The 17,462-nt window shown below is 58.4% G+C and carries 15 protein-coding genes; 6 read left to right on the top strand and 9 right to left on the bottom strand.

Annotated elements, in window-relative coordinates:
- Position 1: 1 nt before the first annotated feature.
- The 5 genes from urtD to ychF all read right to left on the bottom strand — a co-directional run bounded on the left by urtD (position 2) and on the right by ychF (position 6,836).
- Positions 2-742, bottom strand: coding sequence for an urea ABC transporter ATP-binding protein UrtD (urtD, locus tag J7382_RS10415; protein ID WP_209068968.1), 741 nt, complete (start codon positions 740-742; stop codon positions 2-4).
- Positions 739-1,920: an urea ABC transporter permease subunit UrtC gene (gene urtC, locus J7382_RS10420; RefSeq protein ID WP_209068969.1), complete on the bottom strand. Its 1,182-nt coding sequence runs from the start codon at positions 1,918-1,920 to the stop codon at positions 739-741. The genes urtD and urtC overlap by 4 nt, the downstream gene beginning before the upstream one ends.
- 3 nt (positions 1,921-1,923) lie before the next feature.
- A complete protein-coding gene (gene urtB / locus J7382_RS10425) occupies positions 1,924-3,891 on the bottom strand; it encodes an urea ABC transporter permease subunit UrtB (protein WP_209068970.1) in 1,968 nt (655 codons plus the stop codon).
- Between the two features lie 63 nt (positions 3,892-3,954).
- On the bottom strand, positions 3,955-5,235 hold the full coding sequence (urtA, locus tag J7382_RS10430) for an urea ABC transporter substrate-binding protein (protein WP_209068971.1): 1,281 nt from the start codon (positions 5,233-5,235) through the stop codon (positions 3,955-3,957).
- A gap of 503 nt (positions 5,236-5,738) precedes the next feature.
- Complete coding sequence (gene ychF / locus J7382_RS10435) at positions 5,739-6,836, bottom strand: redox-regulated ATPase YchF (protein WP_058238117.1); 1,098 nt, start codon at positions 6,834-6,836, stop codon at positions 5,739-5,741.
- Between the two features lie 228 nt (positions 6,837-7,064).
- On the opposite strand from ychF, the gene J7382_RS10440 reads away from it, so the two are divergent.
- The 3 genes from J7382_RS10440 (at position 7,065) to J7382_RS10450 (ending at position 10,171) form a co-directional block, all read left to right on the top strand.
- A complete protein-coding gene (locus J7382_RS10440; protein WP_209068972.1) occupies positions 7,065-7,550 on the top strand; it encodes an acyloxyacyl hydrolase in 486 nt (161 codons plus the stop codon).
- Between the two features lie 89 nt (positions 7,551-7,639).
- Entirely contained in the window at positions 7,640-8,431 is a 792-nt protein-coding gene (gene trpA, locus J7382_RS10445) for a tryptophan synthase subunit alpha (protein ID WP_209068973.1), read from the top strand.
- Between the two features lie 126 nt (positions 8,432-8,557).
- Positions 8,558-10,171, top strand: a complete 1,614-nt coding sequence (locus J7382_RS10450) for a trimethylamine methyltransferase family protein (protein ID WP_209068974.1) — start codon at positions 8,558-8,560, stop codon at positions 10,169-10,171.
- A gap of 94 nt (positions 10,172-10,265) precedes the next feature.
- Here the strand turns inward: J7382_RS10450 and J7382_RS10455 are convergent, their stop codons facing one another.
- Positions 10,266-11,675: an ATP-binding protein gene (locus tag J7382_RS10455; protein WP_209068975.1), complete on the bottom strand. Its 1,410-nt coding sequence runs from the start codon at positions 11,673-11,675 to the stop codon at positions 10,266-10,268.
- Entirely contained in the window at positions 11,675-12,229 is a 555-nt protein-coding gene (locus J7382_RS10460) for a heme NO-binding domain-containing protein (protein WP_209068976.1), read from the bottom strand. The genes J7382_RS10455 and J7382_RS10460 overlap by 1 nt, the downstream gene beginning before the upstream one ends.
- Positions 12,230-12,372: 143 nt before the next feature.
- Here J7382_RS10460 and J7382_RS10465 point away from each other — a divergent pair, with 143 nt between their 5' ends.
- From J7382_RS10465 to J7382_RS10475, 3 genes are all read left to right on the top strand, one after another.
- Positions 12,373-13,539: an alpha-hydroxy acid oxidase gene (locus J7382_RS10465; RefSeq protein ID WP_209068977.1), complete on the top strand. Its 1,167-nt coding sequence runs from the start codon at positions 12,373-12,375 to the stop codon at positions 13,537-13,539.
- An 84-nt stretch (positions 13,540-13,623) separates the two neighbouring features.
- Positions 13,624-14,250: a hypothetical protein gene (locus J7382_RS10470; RefSeq protein ID WP_209068978.1), complete on the top strand. Its 627-nt coding sequence runs from the start codon at positions 13,624-13,626 to the stop codon at positions 14,248-14,250.
- A gap of 103 nt (positions 14,251-14,353) precedes the next feature.
- Positions 14,354-14,980, top strand: coding sequence for a 50S ribosomal protein L25/general stress protein Ctc (locus tag J7382_RS10475; protein WP_209068979.1), 627 nt, complete (start codon positions 14,354-14,356; stop codon positions 14,978-14,980).
- Positions 14,981-15,328: 348 nt separating this feature from the next.
- On the opposite strand, the gene J7382_RS10480 is transcribed toward J7382_RS10475, so the two are convergent.
- On the bottom strand, positions 15,329-16,150 hold the full coding sequence (locus J7382_RS10480; protein ID WP_209068980.1) for an arginyltransferase: 822 nt from the start codon (positions 16,148-16,150) through the stop codon (positions 15,329-15,331).
- Between the two features lie 144 nt (positions 16,151-16,294).
- Positions 16,295-17,458 carry an acetylornithine deacetylase gene (gene argE, locus J7382_RS10485; protein WP_209068981.1) on the bottom strand — a complete coding sequence of 388 codons (1,164 nt, stop codon included), beginning with the start codon at positions 17,456-17,458 and terminating at the stop codon, positions 16,295-16,297.
- Positions 17,459-17,462 lie beyond the last annotated feature (4 nt).

The raw sequence follows: 17,462 nt of genomic DNA on the forward strand, positions 1-17,462 counted from the left end.
CTCAGCGCTCCAGATAGACGTCGATCACATTCTGATCGGTGGTGACGTGATCCAGACTGCCCTCGGCCAGAACGGCCCCTTCGTGCAGCACGGTGACTTTGCAATTGAGGCGGCGCACAAATTCCATGTCATGCTCCACCACCACAACGGCGCGGGTTTTGGCGGCTTCGACCAGAATGTCGGTGGTGTGTTCGCGCTCTGCCGGGGTCATGCCGGCGGCGGGTTCATCCACCAGCAGCAGGCGCGGCTCCTGCGCGAGCAACATGCCGATTTCCAGCCATTGCTTCTGCCCGTGGCTGAGTTCGCCGGAGGTGCGGGTGAGCTGATCGGTGAGGCCGATCTGTGCGGCAAGGTCATCGACCTTGGCCAGATCCGCATCGCTGGGCCGATAGGTCAACACCGCAAACCAGCCGCGCGGCTTTTTGAGTGCCATCAGCAGGTTTTCCTGCACGGTCTGCTCTTCAAACACCGTGGGTTTCTGGAATTTGCGCCCGATGCCTTCCTGTGCGATGCGGGCCTCATTCATGCCAAGCAGGCTGATGGATTTCCCCCCCCAGATCACCCGACCTTCATCGGGTCGGGTTTTGCCGGTGACAATATCCATGAAGGTGGTTTTACCCGCCCCATTGGGGCCAATCACCGCGCGCATTTCGGCCTCGCCAATCTGGAACGACAGGTTGTTGATGGCGCGAAAGCCATCAAAAGTGACCGAAACGCCGGAAACTTCAAGAAGTGTGCTCATTGGGAAGCCTCCTTGGCGGCGCGGCGGTCAGACAGGATGTCGATCAGCCCGCCGATGCCTTTGGGTGCGAACAGCGTGACCAATACAAAGGACAGGCCCAAGAGCACCAGCCACCAGTCGACCCATTTGATGGTGTAAAAGCCAAGGTTCACATCCGGGGCCTGCCCACCCGTGAACCATGTGGACAGCAGGCTGACAAAGGCCGCGCCAATCACCGCTCCATAAAGCCGCCCGCGCCCGCCAATGGCGACCCAGACCGCAAGGTAGATCGAGGCAATCGGGGCGATTTCGGCGGGGTTGATGATGCCGGCCTGCGGGTAGTAGAGCGCCCCGGCGATGGCAGTGATACAGGCGGTGAGCGTGAACACCACCAGCTTGTAGGTTTCCACCGAATAGCCAAGGAAGCGCGCGCGGGCCTCATTGTCGCGGATGCCACGAATGACAGAGCCGAATTTGCCGCTGACCAGCCAGGCACAGAGCAGATAGCCCGCGCCAAGTGCTGCCGCCGACGCCCAGAAGAACCAGAGCGAAACATGATCCTGTGAGGCGGTCACGCCGGGCAGGTTTTGCAAACCCGAGAGGCCGTTGTTGCCGCGCAGGCCGCTGTCGTTCTGAAACAGGTAGAGCGCCAGTGCGAGCGTCATGGCCTGTGTGAGAATGGAGAGATAGACCCCGGTCACGCGACTGCGGAAGGCAAGCCAGCCAAAGATCAGCGCCAGAAGGCCGGGCACCAGCAGAACCAGCGCCAGCTGGATGGTGAGGCTGTCAGCAAAGGCCCAGATCAGGGGGAAGTCGCTGCTACCGACCACGCCAAAGATCTGATTGCCGATGGCGTCGATCACTTCGCCGTCGGTGGGTGGTATTTCGGCGTTGGCGAGGCTGTCCACCACGATCAGGCGGGTGCGCTCATACATCAGCCACATGCCGATCATATAGCCGCCAAGGCCAAAGAAGGCGAAGTGGCCAAGGCTGAGGATGCCGGTATAGCCCCAGATCAGATCCATGGCGAGGGCGATCAGGCACAGGCACAGGGTCTTGCCCAATGTCTTGATAAAGCTGGTGGAGATGCCCCCCACCCCAAAACCTTCGGACATGACGGTCACCAGCAGGGTGAACAGCGCCAGAAGGGAGAGAAAGATCAGAACCGAGGGGTTCTTGGCGATGAAACTACGCTGCATGGTTCAATCCCCCGCCGCGCGGCCTTTGAGGGCAATGATGCCACGGGGCCGGAATTGGATGAAAATGATGATGAAGATGATCATGTAGGTCTGGGCGGCCAGGGTGTTGGAGGGGTTCATCCACTCGATGCCCTTTTGCAGGAAGCCGATCATGGTGGCCCCCGCCAGTGTGCCCCAGATATTGCCAACTCCGCCAACAACCACTGTCATGAAGCTTTGCACGATGTAGTCACTGCCCAGCTCGGAGGTGACTTTGGCAAAGAGGCCGATGGCCACGCCCGCGATGCCCGCGATGCCGGAGCCAAGGCCGAAGGTCAGCATGTTCACGCGATCAGGGTTGATCCCCATGGAGGCGGCCATACGCGGGTTTTGCGTGACTGCGCGGGTTTCAAGGCCAAGGCGCGTGCGCTTCATGATGTAGAGGAAGACGCCAAGGAAGATCAGCGCGAGAATGAAGATCGCGATGCGGATGTAGCTGATCGCGACCACATCGTTGAGCACCCAGGCGCCATCGAGCCAGCCGGGCGCGGTGAGCGGGCGGGCCTGTGTGCCAAAGATGTTTTTGGCGAGCTGTTGCAACGCAATGGAGATGCCAAAGGTGGCAAGCAGGGTTTCCAGCGGGCGGGCCTGCAACCAGCGGATCACCAGACGCTCCATCGCCACACCGGCGGCAAAGGTCACCGCAAAGGCGGTGGGGATGGCAACGATGATGGAGAGCGTGTGATCGGGGATGATCTGTTGCACCACATAACCGGTGTAGGCGCCCATCATGATGAATTCGCCGTGGGCCATGTTGATCACCCCCATCACGCCAAAGGTGATGGCAAGGCCGATGGCCGCAAGGAAGTAAATGGACGCAAGCGAGAGCGCATCCAGCGTGAGGTCGAGAGTCTGGTTGAGGCCGACTTTCAACTCGATGTCTTTTAACGCCTCAGCGGCGGCATCGGTCACTGCATCGGACGGCTCCAGATAGGCGTCATAAAATGTGTGCGCGGCAAGCGCTGCGTCAATTTCGGTGTCGGTCACAAAGGCGGGCACAGTGCCTGCCTCTGCCAGCGCATTGTAAGCTGTCAGACGGTTGGCCTCGGTGTTGAGCTGCGCCACCGGTACACCGCCGACGCGGGCGCCATCGATATGGGCGGCAAGCTGGGTGCGGATGTCATCACGGCTGATGCGTGCGGGCGCGAGGTCTTTGGCGACGAGCATGTCATAGGCGGTGAGGCGATCAAACGCCCCCTGCCCCGGTGTCAAAAGCGCGGCGATGTTCGCGCCCTCTGGCGCGGCACCTGCACCCACATCGCGTTTGGTCGTCAGCAGCGGATTGAGCGTTGCGCGCACATCCACGCCGAGATCGCCGGACATATCGGCGATGGCCGCAAGGCGCGCGTTTTCATCTGTGTCATAGCCAATGGTGAGCAAACGTTCGAGGCGCTGCTTTTGTGCCTTCAGCGCGGCGTCTGTCTCGCCTTCAATTGAGGCACGCAGGGGCGCAAGCAGGCTGGCCTCTGGGTCGCGTTCAATTGACAGCAGCGCGGCGCGGCGGGCTTCAATGTTGGGGTCGCTCAACTGAAACTGCACCAAGGCTGTGCCGATCAGCGCGCGGATGCCGCTGTTGGGTTTGAGCTGTTTGAGCTCTGATTTGGCAAATTCCCCAATGCTTTCGCCGCTGTCAAAATCGGTCAGCGCGTAGGTTTTGCTGTCGATTTTCTCGCCAATGAAAAACAGCCCGTCAGATTTGCGCATCCACATATTCTTGGCGGTCCAAACTTCCAAAACAGTTTGCGCCTGCGGCAGGCCAGAGGCGGCCACCGCGTCAATTGCCGGGCCAATGGTCTTGCGCGAGCTTTTCACAATCAGCGCCTGATGGTCTTGCAGGATCGGCTGAATGGCGGCGTCCTGCGCCTGCCCCAAGCCGGGCGAAATCAGGCAGGCGGCCAAGAAGGCAAGGCCCGCCAAAAAGAGCTGTCTCATGTGAGGAAGTCCGCGAATTGAAGGTTGGGGCCGCATCACGCGCGGCCCCAGAAGGATCAAACCTTAGTAGTTCGACAGGGTCTGAACGCAGGTCTTGGTCTCGGTGTTGTACATGCCGCAGTCCAGATCTTTCCAATCAGACACCAGCACGGCAGATTCTGGCAGGTAGTCCGTCCATGCGTCACCCGGCACCTCAGCGGTCTGAGAAATGATGTCAAACTGGCCATCTTCCTGAATTTCGCCAATCAGAACCGGCTTTGCCAGGTGGTGGTTTGGCAGCATCACGGCGGTGCCGCCGGTCAGGTTCGGGAATTCCTGGCCGTACATCTCTGCGCGCACGGCATCCACTTCGGTGGAGCCCGCTTCGGTCGCGGCGTTCACCCACATGTTAAAGCCGATATAATGGGCTTCCATCGGGTCGTTGGTGACACGCTCTTCGCCCATGGTAGCTTTCCATGTTTCCACAAAATCCGCGTTCACATCGGCGTCGGCAGACTGGAAGTAGTTCCATGCCGCGAGGTGGCCCACGAGGTTGGAGGTGTCCAGACCAGCCAGCTCTTCTTCACCCACGGAGAAGGCCACAACCGGAATGTCATCCGCAGAGATGCCAGCCGCCGCCAGCTCTTTGTAGAAACCAATGTTGGCGTCGCCGTTGATGGTGGAGATCACGCCAACCTTCTTGCCGTCCGCGCCCAGCGCCACAACATCGGCCACAATCTTGGACCAGTCGGAATGGCCAAACGGGGTGTAGTTTACAAAGATATCCTCATCGGCAATGCCTTTGCCCTTCAGATAGCTTTCCAGAATGTTGTTGGTGGTACGCGGATACACATAGTCGGTGCCCAGAAGCGCGAATTTCTCAACACCCAGTTCATCAAGGAAGTAATCGGTCGCCGGGATCGCCTGCTGGTTTGGCGCCGCACCGGTGTAGAACACGTTTTTAGAGCTTTCTTCGCCCTCATACTGCACTGGATAGAACAGCAGGCCGTTGAGCTCTTCGATCACCGGCAGCACGGATTTGCGGGACACGGATGTCCAGTTGCCAAAGATCACATCCACCTCATGCACGGTCAGCAGCTCGCGGGCTTTTTCCGCAAACAGCGGCCAGTCAGAGGCAGGGTCCACAACCACCGCTTCGAGCTGTTTGCCCAGCAGGCCGCCCTTGGCATTCTGCTGATCAATCAGCATCAGCATCGTATCTTTCAGCGTGGTTTCAGAGATCGCCATAGTGCCGGACAGGGAGTGCAGCACACCCACTTTGATGGTGTCATCTTCGGCCATAGCAGCGCCTGCGAGTGAGGCAAAAACCAGAGATCCGGCGAGCGTGGATTTCAGAAAGGTCATTCTTTTCTCCTGGCGGGGCGGCCACAGAAGAGCTTGCGCCCAAGGGCGTGCATCCGTTACCTGATCCCCGCAACTTCGTGTTGCAAACCGTGTGGCGGCCTCTTCGAGGTCCAATTCGTGGGCCGTCACACACCCCCCGTTTCCCAGCTCTGCGTTTCCCAGATGTCCCGTTCTGCGGTTGGCGCCCTTACCCTTTGACAGGGGCCGCATCATGGCAATTTTCCGCACCGCAGCGCTGTCGGAAATCCGCGCAATCGCACAAAAAATCAACACAACTGGCCGTTGATGTTTGTTTTTTGGGCGCAATCCTCGGATCGGACAGGCAAACTCTGCATCAATTTGGGGCAGACGGTCACGCCGAGAGTCATTTCTTCATCACCTGATCGGCAACGCACAACACACGCCTAAGAAGAAACACATTCTTAATACGCACGTCCATTCACAGAAAAACGCCCGCGGCGCAAACCGGCGGGCGTCTCAAAATCTTGATCTAAGAGGCGGATTTAGGTGTTGAAAAGGAAGTGCATGACATCGCCATCCTTCACTTCATATCCCTTGCCTTCTGCACGCATCTTGCCAGCCTCTTTGGCGCCACTCTCACCATCGCAGGCGATATAGTCGTCATAGGCAATGGTTTCCGCGCGGATGAACCCTTTTTCAAAGTCGCCGTGAATCACACCTGCCGCCTGCGGCGCCATGGTGCCCTTGCGGATGGTCCAGGCACGCGCCTCCTTGGGGCCCACCGTAAAATAGGTTTCCAGCTGCAACAGCTCATAGCCCGCGCGGATCAGACGATCGAGACCGGCCTCTTCAAGCCCCATCTCACTGAGGAACATCTCTGCTTCTTCGTCTTCCAGCTGGCTGATCTCTTCTTCGATCTGCGCAGAAATGATCACATGGCTGTTGCCCTGTTTAGCGGCCATCTCAGCCACAGCCGCAGAATGCGCGTTGCCATCAGCCGCTTCGCTCTCGCCCACGTTGCAAACGTAAAGGATCGGCTTGGTGGTCAAGAGCTGCAGCATCTTCCAGGCTTTGGCGTCTTCTTCATCCACCTCAACCAAACGCGCAGGTTTGCTGTCTTCCAGCATGGCCAGCGCGTCTTTCAAAAGGCGCTCTTGTTGAACCGCTTCTTTGTCGCCACCACGCACTTTGCGCACCAGCCCCTGAAGACGTTTTTCGATGCTTTCGATATCCGCCAGCATCAGCTCGGTTTCAATGGTCTCTGCATCCGCAACCGGATCAACGCGACCATCCACATGGGTCACATCGCCATCTTCAAAACAGCGCAGCACATGGGCAATCGCATCGGTTTCGCGGATATTGGCCAGAAACTGGTTGCCCAGACCTTCGCCCTTGGAGGCCCCTTTCACCAATCCGGCAATATCCACAAAGGTCATGCGGGTCGGGATCACCTGTTTGGACTGCGCAATCGCGGCCAGCTTGTCCAGGCGCGCATCAGGCACACCCACCTCTCCCACGTTTGGCTCAATGGTGCAGAATGGAAAATTGGCCGCCTGCGCCGCAGCGGTTTTGGTCAGTGCATTAAAAAGCGTGGATTTGCCGACGTTCGGCAATCCAACGATGCCCATTTTGAAACCCATATCCGGCCTCCTGTCACATGTTTGTGCTGCTCTTATGCAGAGTTTGGGCGCGGCGCAAGTCGCCTGTGCCCTGTTGCACAGTGCTTTGCGCCAGATCGCATGGGGGCAACACCGGCTCCGCATCACGAATTGTGGCAGATGTTCACGGAATCTTGTGCCCCATTGAAAAGCGCCCCTTGGGCACGCAACTATGGCTTTCAATACCCAACCAAGAAAGATCAAGACGCCATGAAAAACTTCTGCATGGTTTGTGCGACGCTTCTTTTCACTTCACAGGCCTCCGCTCAGGAGGTTGTCGTTGGGCTCGGCTTCTCGGATTTTTCTGATGGGTCGGCACTGGATGCGGCCACATTGCAACTGGAATACACAGCGACCCCTTTCAAAAGCACCGAGCGGTGGAACCACCATTTTGGCGGCATCCTGACGGTGGATAAGGAAAGTGATGTTTTTGTCGGCTTTGGCGTCCTGAGCCGCTACAGCTTGCAAAACGACTGGTTTCTGGAAGGCAGCTTCCGCCCCGGCCTGTTCTTTGAAGGCATCTCCCTCAACGATCTGGGACAAACACTGGAGTTCCGCAGCGCCCTTGCCGTGGGCCGTTATGTCGGAGAGAGTTCTGCCGTCTCGCTGGAACTCAGCCACAAATCCAATGGCGGGCTGAGTTCCACCAATCCCGGCGTCAACAAGCTGAGCCTGCGCTATCATCACAGCTTCTGACGCACGGTGCGTATCCTGCCGCCCAGCAAGGATTGATTTCCCCCTCAGTTTTGGGCACATCTGCTGTCACCTAAAACTGAGGGATCCGCATGACTCGTATCGACGCCAAATTCGCCGAACTGACTGCCGCAGGCAAAAAGGCCTTCGTGTCTTATGTGATGGCCGGGGATCCCGACTATGAAACCTCGCTGGAAATCGTCAAAGGCCTGCCAGCAGCAGGTGTAGACATCATCGAGCTGGGCCTGCCGTTCACCGATCCGATGGCCGATGGCCCCACTATCCAACTGGCGGGGCAGCGCGCGCTTGATGGCGGCATGACCCTGCAGAGAACCCTCGATCTGGCGACAGAATTCCGCAAGACGGATGACACCACCCCGATTGTCTTGATGGGCTACTACAACCCGATCTACTCGCGCGGCGTGGATAATTTTCTCGCGGATGCCAAATCCGCTGGCATCGACGGGCTGATCGTCGTCGACCTCCCACCCGAAGAAGACAGTGAACTTTGCATCCCGGCGCAGGCCGCTGGCATGAACTTCATCCGTCTGGCCACGCCCACCACCGACGACAAACGCCTGCCCAAAGTGCTGCAAAACACCTCCGGCTTTGTCTACTATGTCTCCATCACCGGCATCACCGGTGCGGCCGAAGCCGAAGCCACCGATGTTGGCCCCGAAGTGGCGCGCATCAAGGCCAGCACAGATTTGCCTGTGATCGTGGGCTTTGGCATCAACACCCCGGAAAAGGCACAAAACATCGCCTCTGTGGCGGATGGGGCCGTGGTTGGATCCGCCATCGTGAGCCAGATCGGCGCGGGCAAATCCGTGGATGAGGTCCTCAGCTTTGTGAAGTCTTTGGCCGATGGCGCCCACCGCGTCTGATATCTTGGCCTGACCTTTTGTCGCAACGTGAGCGCTGGCGGGGGCTCTGCCCCTTGCTATAAACTCACTTCGCAAGTCGGCAGACCGTGAGTGTGCCCTGTGTGAACGCGATCCAAAGGGCCCGATATGACCTCAGACAGCCACGAACACGCCACAGACGAGAAACCGACGGTGCGCAACCCCAGCCGGCGAAAACGGCGCGGGCGCAGCGCCCCTCCTGTCAGCCACGCCTCTGCCGACGCCTTCTCTCTGGAACATGTGATCGGCCCGCGCGCACATTTCGGCTTTCTGGACAGCGACCGCATGCAGGTGATGCAAAACCGGGTGCTGGATCTGCTGGCTGACTATGGCGTAATGGTCGTTCACCCGACGGCACAGGCCGCGCTTCTGGCGGCAGGTGCCACCGAAGGCAGCAGCGCAGGCCGCATAAAAATGCCGCGCGCGCTGGTCTTGGAAGCGCTGCAGGCCACCCCAAAATCCTGCCAGTTGTTTGGCAAGTCTGAGGCCTATGATATGAGCCTGCCGCGCCGCGATGCCGGGTTCATCCTGCGCACCGGCACAGGCGCCCATGGGTATGTGGATCCACGTGACGCCAGCTATCGCAACATGGATCTGGCGGCGGTGCAGGAAATCGTCGCCGTCGCCAATACGCTTGATCAGGTCGGCTTCATTGCCCATCCCTTTGTGCATGGCGTGCCCGAAGTCACCGCCGACATTCACGCCTATGCCACGATGACAGCCCGCACCCAAAAACACATGTGGATGCAGCCCTATCAGAAAGAGAACATCGACTATCTTCTGAACATCGCCGCCATCGCTGCGGGCGGCGAAGACGCGCTGCGCCAGCGCCCCTCAACCTCCACAATCACCTGTTCTTTTTCCCCTCTGGAGTTCAAACATATGGACACAGAGGTAATCATCGCCTGTGGCAAATTTGGGGTGCCCGTGCATGCCTGCTCCCTGCCCAGCGCCGGTGGCACCGCGCCCCTGTCTCCTGCGGCGCTCGCACTGATGGCAGTTGCCGAAGTGGTGGGCATGGTCACCATGGCACATGTGCTGTCACCTAGCCTGCCGGTGATTGCCACACCGCTGATGTTTGCGCTGGACATGCGCACCGGCAGCGCGCTGCAATCTTCTGTAGAGGCCATGCAGGCCGCCTCCCTCTCCATTCAGTTGGTGAAACAAGGATTTGGCCTGATGGCACATACCTATGGATCCGGCTCGGACACGCCTGACAGCGATCACCAATCCATGGCGGAACGCGCCATGTTGATGCAGACCGTCGCCCTTTCTGGTGCCGACGTGCTGGGCGGCGTGGGACAGCTTGAATGTGCCACCGTATTCTGCCCGGTGCAGGCCGTGCTGGACAATGAACTCGGTGCCATGACGCGGCGCTTCCTGAAGGTGCCAGATGTGAGTGACGCGGCCCTGAACTTTGACGAAATGCGCCAGGTGCCGGTTGGAGGCCATTTTCTAGACAGTGATCACACCGTTGCCGGATGCCGAGATCAACTGACACCAGATGTGTTTCAACGGATGGGCAGAGACGATTATGAGGCCTCAGGGCGCAAAGCAGCCTTTGACATGGCGCGAGACAAAGCCCTCGCTGCCATTGCACAGGCGCCGGAGCAGCCCCTCTTATCTGAGGATCAGATGCAGGAAATCGCCAAGCTGCAAAAGGCCGCCGATGCCCATATTGTTGCGACCTACTCCGGCTCTGGCAAAGTGGACACGATCTGACCCCAAGACTGAGGGTCTCAACCTCCTCGCCCCAAGATCCCCCCACATCATCTCCGCCAACGACACAGCCCATTTTCATGTCGTTCGCGCGGCCTCATGCAAATCGCGGCGTCGCCTGCAAAGCCCCCTGCATCGCCTCAACCAGACTGCCTCGGCTGATCGGTTTGGCCACATGGCCACTCATCCCGCCATTCAGATAATCGGCCACCTGATGCACCATGGCATTGGCACTGACCGCGAGAATGGGGATGGGCTCCAACATGTTCTGATGCTCCAGCCCGCGAATGATGCGCGTGGCCTCAAGCCCATCCATGCCCGGCATATTGATGTCCATCAGGATCATATCATAGCCGCCCCCCAGCCAGGCCTGCACCGCTTCCTGCCCATCCGCCACAACGGTCAAGGACACCCCTGCGTTCTTGAGCATATGGCGCAACACAATCTGATTGGTGCGGTTGTCCTCTGCCGCCAGCACATTGAGCCCACGCAAGCTGGCGGCGTGTAGCTGTGTCCCTTCCGCCCCCTCAACAGCAGCCGCATCAACCACCAATTCCACCGCCATATTGGCCTGAAACTCTGCGCCCTCCCCCAGGTCACTGCGCACCACAATTTCACCCCCCATTGTTTCACAGATATGACGGGAGATCGCGAGGCCCAACCCGGTGCCGCCATGGATGCGGCGCACACTGGCGTTGGCCTGATTGAACCGCTGAAACAGGCGCGGCTGTTGGGCCTTGGCGATGCCCGGTCCGGTATCAGACACAGTGACCGACAATACTGCAGCCCCCTCTTTCTGAGGCGTGAGATCCACCAATAGTCGCACGCCCCCCTTCTGGGTGAATTTGATGGCATTTGACAGAAGGTTCCCGGCCACCTGCATCACCCGTGTCGGATCCGCCAGCACCGTAACATCGGCCCGCGGAGACAACACCGCCTCAAACGCCAACCCCTTAACCTGTGCCCGAAACGCGTAGTGCTGCTGCATTTGCGCCACCAGATCACGCACCCGATAGGGCACCAGCTCAAATTCAAGCTTTCCCGCCTCAATCTTTGAGATATCGAGCACGTCATTGATGATGGAGAGCAACAGCCCTCCACTGTCCTGCAAGAGCCGCACCAGCTTGTTCTGATCCTCACTCAACCCACTGTCCGCAAGCGCCTGAGCCATCCCCAAGATGCCATTGAGCGGCGTTCGGATCTCGTGGCTCATGGAGGCGAGAAATACGGATTTTGCCTCATTGGCGGATTCTGCCGCAACCCGTGCTTGATCCAGTTCGCGCGTACGTTCTTTCACCGCTTCTTCCAACGAACCCAGCAAGCCCTGCAAACGTTGATTGGCCTCATAAAGCTCCCGGCTCTTGGCCTCCAGCAGCGCCTCGGCCTGCTCTCGCGCCATGCGTTCGCGCTCATACCGTCGCCGCGACACCCCGTCAGATGGCGGGGCGTCAGGCTCCGTACTGTCAGGACCGGCAGCGGCCACATTGCTGGGTTTACGCAAATACATCAGGCGGCTTTCTGTACTTTCTGTATCAGGAACTCCGCGGTGCAGTGCCCCTCCGCAGAGTGATCGGTCATCTGCAAGGTCGCCTGATGGTCAAAATGCGCCATACAGGCCTCAATCAATCCGCGACAGAAATGCTGCAACGGGCGCTCGCTGGAATACACCATCCGCAGACTGTCAGGCCCCTGCCTCTGCGTGGTAAACCGTGGTAGCTCCACCTCTGGATAGAGCTTGCGCACCTCCACATGCACCTCATTCTCGATGGCTTCCAACATGGCAAACCCATCCGGTTTGCCTTCAAAAAACATCGGGTAGCCCTGTACAAATCGTGCAAACATCCAATGGCCGAACTGCACATGCAAGGCCTCCACTGGCACATTCAGTTCGGCTCCAAACGCCTCCACAATACGCAGCAGCTCAGAACAGGGGTAATTGCCAACCGCGCTGAAGGCGCCATCGCTCTGCAACTCAATCTTATCGAGGATGTGATCCACAGCCGTCTCACCCATGACGGATTCGGCCATATGGATCAATTCGACGAACACAACGCCCTTCATGCGGACCTCCGCAACACCATTTAACACACAACAAGAACAAGTTGCGCACAAATGGTAAACAAAATCTTAATGAACAAAGGGATTGCAGAAAATGGCACGCATTGGTAAGGAACCCTTACCAATAGAGGGAGTTTCAGAAACTCATGCCTGTCATCACCTGCATCGAAGATCTCAAGCGTCTGCACAAACGCCGCGCTCCACGCATGTTTTACGACTATGCGGAGTCCGGCAGCTGGACGGAGAAAACCTTCCGCGAGAACACCTCGGATTTCGAAGACATCTATCTGCGCCAACGTGTGGCGGTGGATATGGCCGGGCGCAGCACCAAAACCCAGATGATCGGGGAAGATGTGGCCATGCCCGTCGCACTCGCCCCCGTCGGGTTGACCGGCATGCAACATGCCGATGGCGAAATCAAAGCCGCGCGTGCTGCGGAAAAATTCGGCGTGCCCTTCACGCTCTCCACAATGTCTATCAACTCGATCGAAGAGGTCGCCGAAGCCACCACCAAACCGTTCTGGTTTCAGCTCTACACCATGACGGACGAGGACTTTGTCTCGCGTCTGATCCAGCGCGCCAAAGACGCCAAGTGTTCTGCGCTGGTGATCACGCTCGATCTTCAGATCCTTGGTCAGCGTCATAAAGATCTGAAAAACGGCCTCTCTGCCCCACCCAAACTGACCCCCTCCACCATTGCCAACCTGATGACCAAATGGCGCTGGGGCATTGGCATGCTGGGCGCGAAACGGCGCAACTTCGGCAATATCGTGGGCCATGTGAAAGGCGTGACCGACACGGCCGATCTGGGCGCATGGACAGCACAGAGCTTTGACCCTTCTCTGGATTGGGACAAGATCGCAAAGATCAAAGAACAATGGGGCGGCAAAGTCATCCTGAAGGGCATTCTGGATGCAGATGACGCCCGTATGGCGCTCAAGGTCGGAGCCGATGCCATCATCGTTTCAAACCACGGCGGCCGCCAGTTGGATGGGGCGCAAAGCTCGATCCGCGCGCTCCCGTCTATTCTGGAAGCCGTTGGCGATCAGGTCGAAGTGCATCTGGACAGCGGCATCCGCTCCGGTCAGGACGTCTTGAAAGCCGTGGCGATGGGCGCCAGTGGCACTTACATCGGGCGCGCCTTTGTCTATGGGCTGGGTGCCATGGGCGAAGCCGGCGTGACCAAAGCGCTGGAAGTGATCCACAAGGAGCTCGATGTCTCCATGGCGCTCTGTGGCAAACGCACTCTTTCCGAGGTCGACCGGGATATCCTGATGATCCCGGAAGACTTCGAGGGCCGCTGGCAGAGCTGAGGCCGCCGCTCGCTTTGCTGCAATCGCTTTGACATTCTCTTGCCCGGTGCGCCATAAACGTGCCGGGCAAGAAGTTTTGAGCATATGTTGGTCTTTTTCAAACAGAATTTGGCGTTCCTATCGGTGCCGAAAACCGGCTCCACCGCCTATGAACTGGCCCTGCGCCCGCGTGCAGATGTGATTTTCACCAAACGCGTGAAACATATGACCATCGGCAAATATCACGCCAAAATGGCCCCGTTCCTCAAAGAGACCTATGGGATAACACCAGAACGCATGGCCGTTGTGCGCGATCCGATTGATCACGCGCGCAGCTGGTACAAATACCGCAGCCCACACCGCATGGCGCCCAGCAATCCGGCCTGCCACGGCGGCATCAGCTTTGACGACTTCTTGCTTGATGCCATTAGCGATACCCCTTCAAAACCCGCGGGCATTGGCTCTCAGGCCTCCTTCCTGTCTCTGGGCGTCGGCGATGTGCCCGTACATCACCTGTTTGCCTATGAACATCAGGATCTACTGCAGGCCTTTCTGCTGGAGCGCTTCGGACGCCCCATCGTACCGCAACAGAAAAATGTGTCCCCAGACGTGGACGCGCCCGTGTCACCAGAAGTGGCGGAGAAGTTTCGCGCCGCGCGCCCTGCGGATTTCACTCTCTATGACCGAGTGATGCAGGCGGGGGGCGTTTTGCGGGAATTTCAAGGCCAATAGCCGCGAATCCCCTTTGCATTCAGGCCAAAGCGCGCTATAGGCGCGGCTTCACGCGGGGTTACAGCCTTGGAGGAACCCCGCCTATGCATATGGAGAATTCAAAATGGCTGGTCAAATTCCTGATCTGAACGCCGAAGTACGCACGGGGACAGGCAAGGGCGCCGCTCGTCAAGCGCGTCGCGACGGTTACGTTCCTGGTGTTGTTTATGGTGGCGAAGGTGAGCCTTTCGCAATCCAGATCCCTTTCAACGTTCTGTTTAAGAAACTGAAAGAAGGCCGCTTCCTGTCCACACTCTTCAACCTGAAAGTTGAAGGCCAGGAAGACGTGCGCGTGATCTGCCGCGGTGTTCAGCGTGACACCGTGAAAGACCTTCCAACCCACATCGACCTGCTGCGCCTGCGTCGCACATCCAAAATCAACCTCTTCATCCACGTTGAGTTTGAAAACGAAGAAGCGGCACCTGGCATCAAAAAAGGTGGTGTTCTGACCATCGTACGTCCAGAAGTTGAGCTGAACGTGACCGCAGGGGACATCCCTGAGAAGATCGTTGTGGACCTGACCGGCAAAGACATCGGCGATGTGATCACCATCAGCCAGATCGACCTGCCAGCTGGCGCGAAGCCAACCATCGACCGCGACTTCGTGATCGCCAACCTCTCCGCTCCGTCCGGCCTGCGCTCTGCTGGTGACGACGAAGAGGGTGAAGGCGAAGAGGCCGCTGAAGAATAAACACATCCCGGCCCTGCCGGAACGTGGAACGCGGTGCCTTCGGGCGCCGCGTTTTTTTATACCAGTTTGGTGCCGTGTGAGTGATACGGCCTCTTCCTATGAGGGATTGTCAAAACGATGACTTACCGGGGCGCCTGCCCGCCAACTGGCAGCCTCTCGCACACGCAAAAGCGTCTCCCGATCTGCAATCAGCCAAACCTCACCGGACAGGACATAGGCACAGCAATCCTCAGCTTCGCTCTAATGCCGCTAAAAATCCCAGAGCAAGCAAGAAGCCGTTCCAGATGCACTCTGAAGCACGTAAAATCGCGCACATCCCCAAACACCACCGCATGAAGGAACGCGCGATCAATACTTGCCCGAACGCAGATCCGGCAGCGAGATATTTGCCACCTGCTCTGCAATCGGCGGAGTGGCCAGCGGGTGGTGCTGTTCGGCGAATTCTTCCGGGTCCCGCATCGGCTGCCAACCGCCGCCAAAATAGATCTCAAGCCCAGAAAACTTGGCCTTATAGCCCATCTTCGCACTGCCAGGCACCCAATAGCCCAGATAGACATAGGGCAGTCCGGCCTCCCGGGCGATCTCGATGTGGTCGAGAATAAGATATGTGCCCAGCGAACTGCGCACATATTCAGGGTCATAAAAGGAATAGACCATGCTCAACCCGTCTTCGAGCATATCAGTCAAACAGACCCCGGTGAGCTGCTCGCTGTCGCGATCGGTATATTCCACCACCCGGCTGCGAATGGGGGTTTCCTCGATCATCGCCGCAAATTCAAACACATCCATATCCGCCATGCCACCATCCGCATGACGGCTGTCCAAGTAACGCCGGAACAGATCAAACTGCTCTTCTGTGGCCCAGGGCGATGTCGCGCGCCGCACAAGATGCGTATTGCGCCGCGCGGCCCGGCGCTGGCTCTTGGTGGGTTTGAAGCGGGACACATCAATGCGCGCCGACAGGCAGGCATTGCAATCGGTACAAGACGGGCGATAGAGCACATTCTGGGACCGGCGAAATCCCTGCTGCGACAGCGCGTCGTTGAGCGCCGTGGCATTGTCGCCCTGCAAGGCCGTGAAGAGCTTACGCTCCATACGCCCATCCAGATAAGGACAGGGTTGCGGAGCCGTCACATAGAACTGGGGTGCTATCGGAAGTGTATGCCGCATGTGTTTCCTGAAACTCGATACGGCACCGACGTTAGCAACAGGTATACAGCAGGCCAAGCCTTTAGCCGCCCCGGGGGGCGGCTTTTTGAAGTATTGGTTAAAATTAGAGGGGCATTAACGCCGATTTGAAAGAGAACACCCCGCTCAGCGGCACGCCTCCAGAAGCTTCTGCATAAATCGTTGACCCGCTTCAAACTGCGCAACCGACAAAAACTCATCGGGCTGATGCGCCTGTGCGATGTCCCCGGGACCGCAGATCACAGTGGAATAGCCTGCGCTTTGGAAATGTCCGCCTTCGGTGCCATAGCTGACAACATGGCTGGCATTGTCCCCCGTCAAGCGCCGCACCAGTGCTTCAGCGGCTCCATCGGCCTCCGGCACCACGCCCGGCAGGGAAAACACCTCATCCATCTGGATATAAGTGCCCGGCACAACCGCCTGCATCTCTGCTTCAATCTCGGCCACTTTGGCTTTGGTGCGCGCCACCCAGACATCGGCGCTTTCACCGGGCAGAAGACGGAAGGTCAAATCAAACTGGCAATCCAATGCGGTGATGTTATGCGCGGTCCCGCCCTGAATGGTGCCCACGTGCAGGGTGCTCCATGGTGGCACAAAATCGGCCACTGACGCCTCAGGCTCCTGCGCACTGTTCTGCGCGTTCATCTCATTGGCCCAGGCGATCAGCTTGGCCCCATACATGATCGCATTCACACCTGTGTGCATCAGCGAGCTGTGCACCTCAAACCCCTTCACGTGTACATGAAAGCCGATACCGCCCTTGTGACCGGTCACCGCCCCCATCATGGTCGGCTCCCCCACAATCACCACATCCGCTTTGGGAAACTGTGCCTGCATGCTTTCAATCAGCGGCGCAGCGCCGGTACAGCCAATCTCCTCGTCATAAGACAAAGCCAATTGCAAAGGCCGCGTCACCCCCGCGTAATGCGCCTCAACCACAGCCCAGATCGCAAGCGCATCAAAGCCTTTCATGTCGCAAGTACCGCGGCCAAAGAGCTTGCCGTCTTTCTCCACGACCTCAAAAGGATCCGTCGACCAAGGCTGCCCTTCCACGGGCACCACATCCGTATGGCCAGACAGCACCACTGCGCCTTCGACCTCTGGCCCCACATGGGCAAAGACCGCCGCCTTGGCGGGATCACTCTCATGCGGGTGGCGATGGGCCGCGATGCCATGGCTCTTCAGATAGGCTTCCACCCAATCAATCAGCGGCAGATTTGTGTCGCTGGACACCGTGGGAAAGGAGACCAGCTTTTCCAAAATCGCCCGTGGGCTCAATCTGTCTGTCATCAGA

The sequence above is a fragment of the Shimia sp. R11_0 genome, assembly GCF_017744035.1.
GTDB lineage: Bacteria > Pseudomonadota > Alphaproteobacteria > Rhodobacterales > Rhodobacteraceae > Shimia > Shimia marina.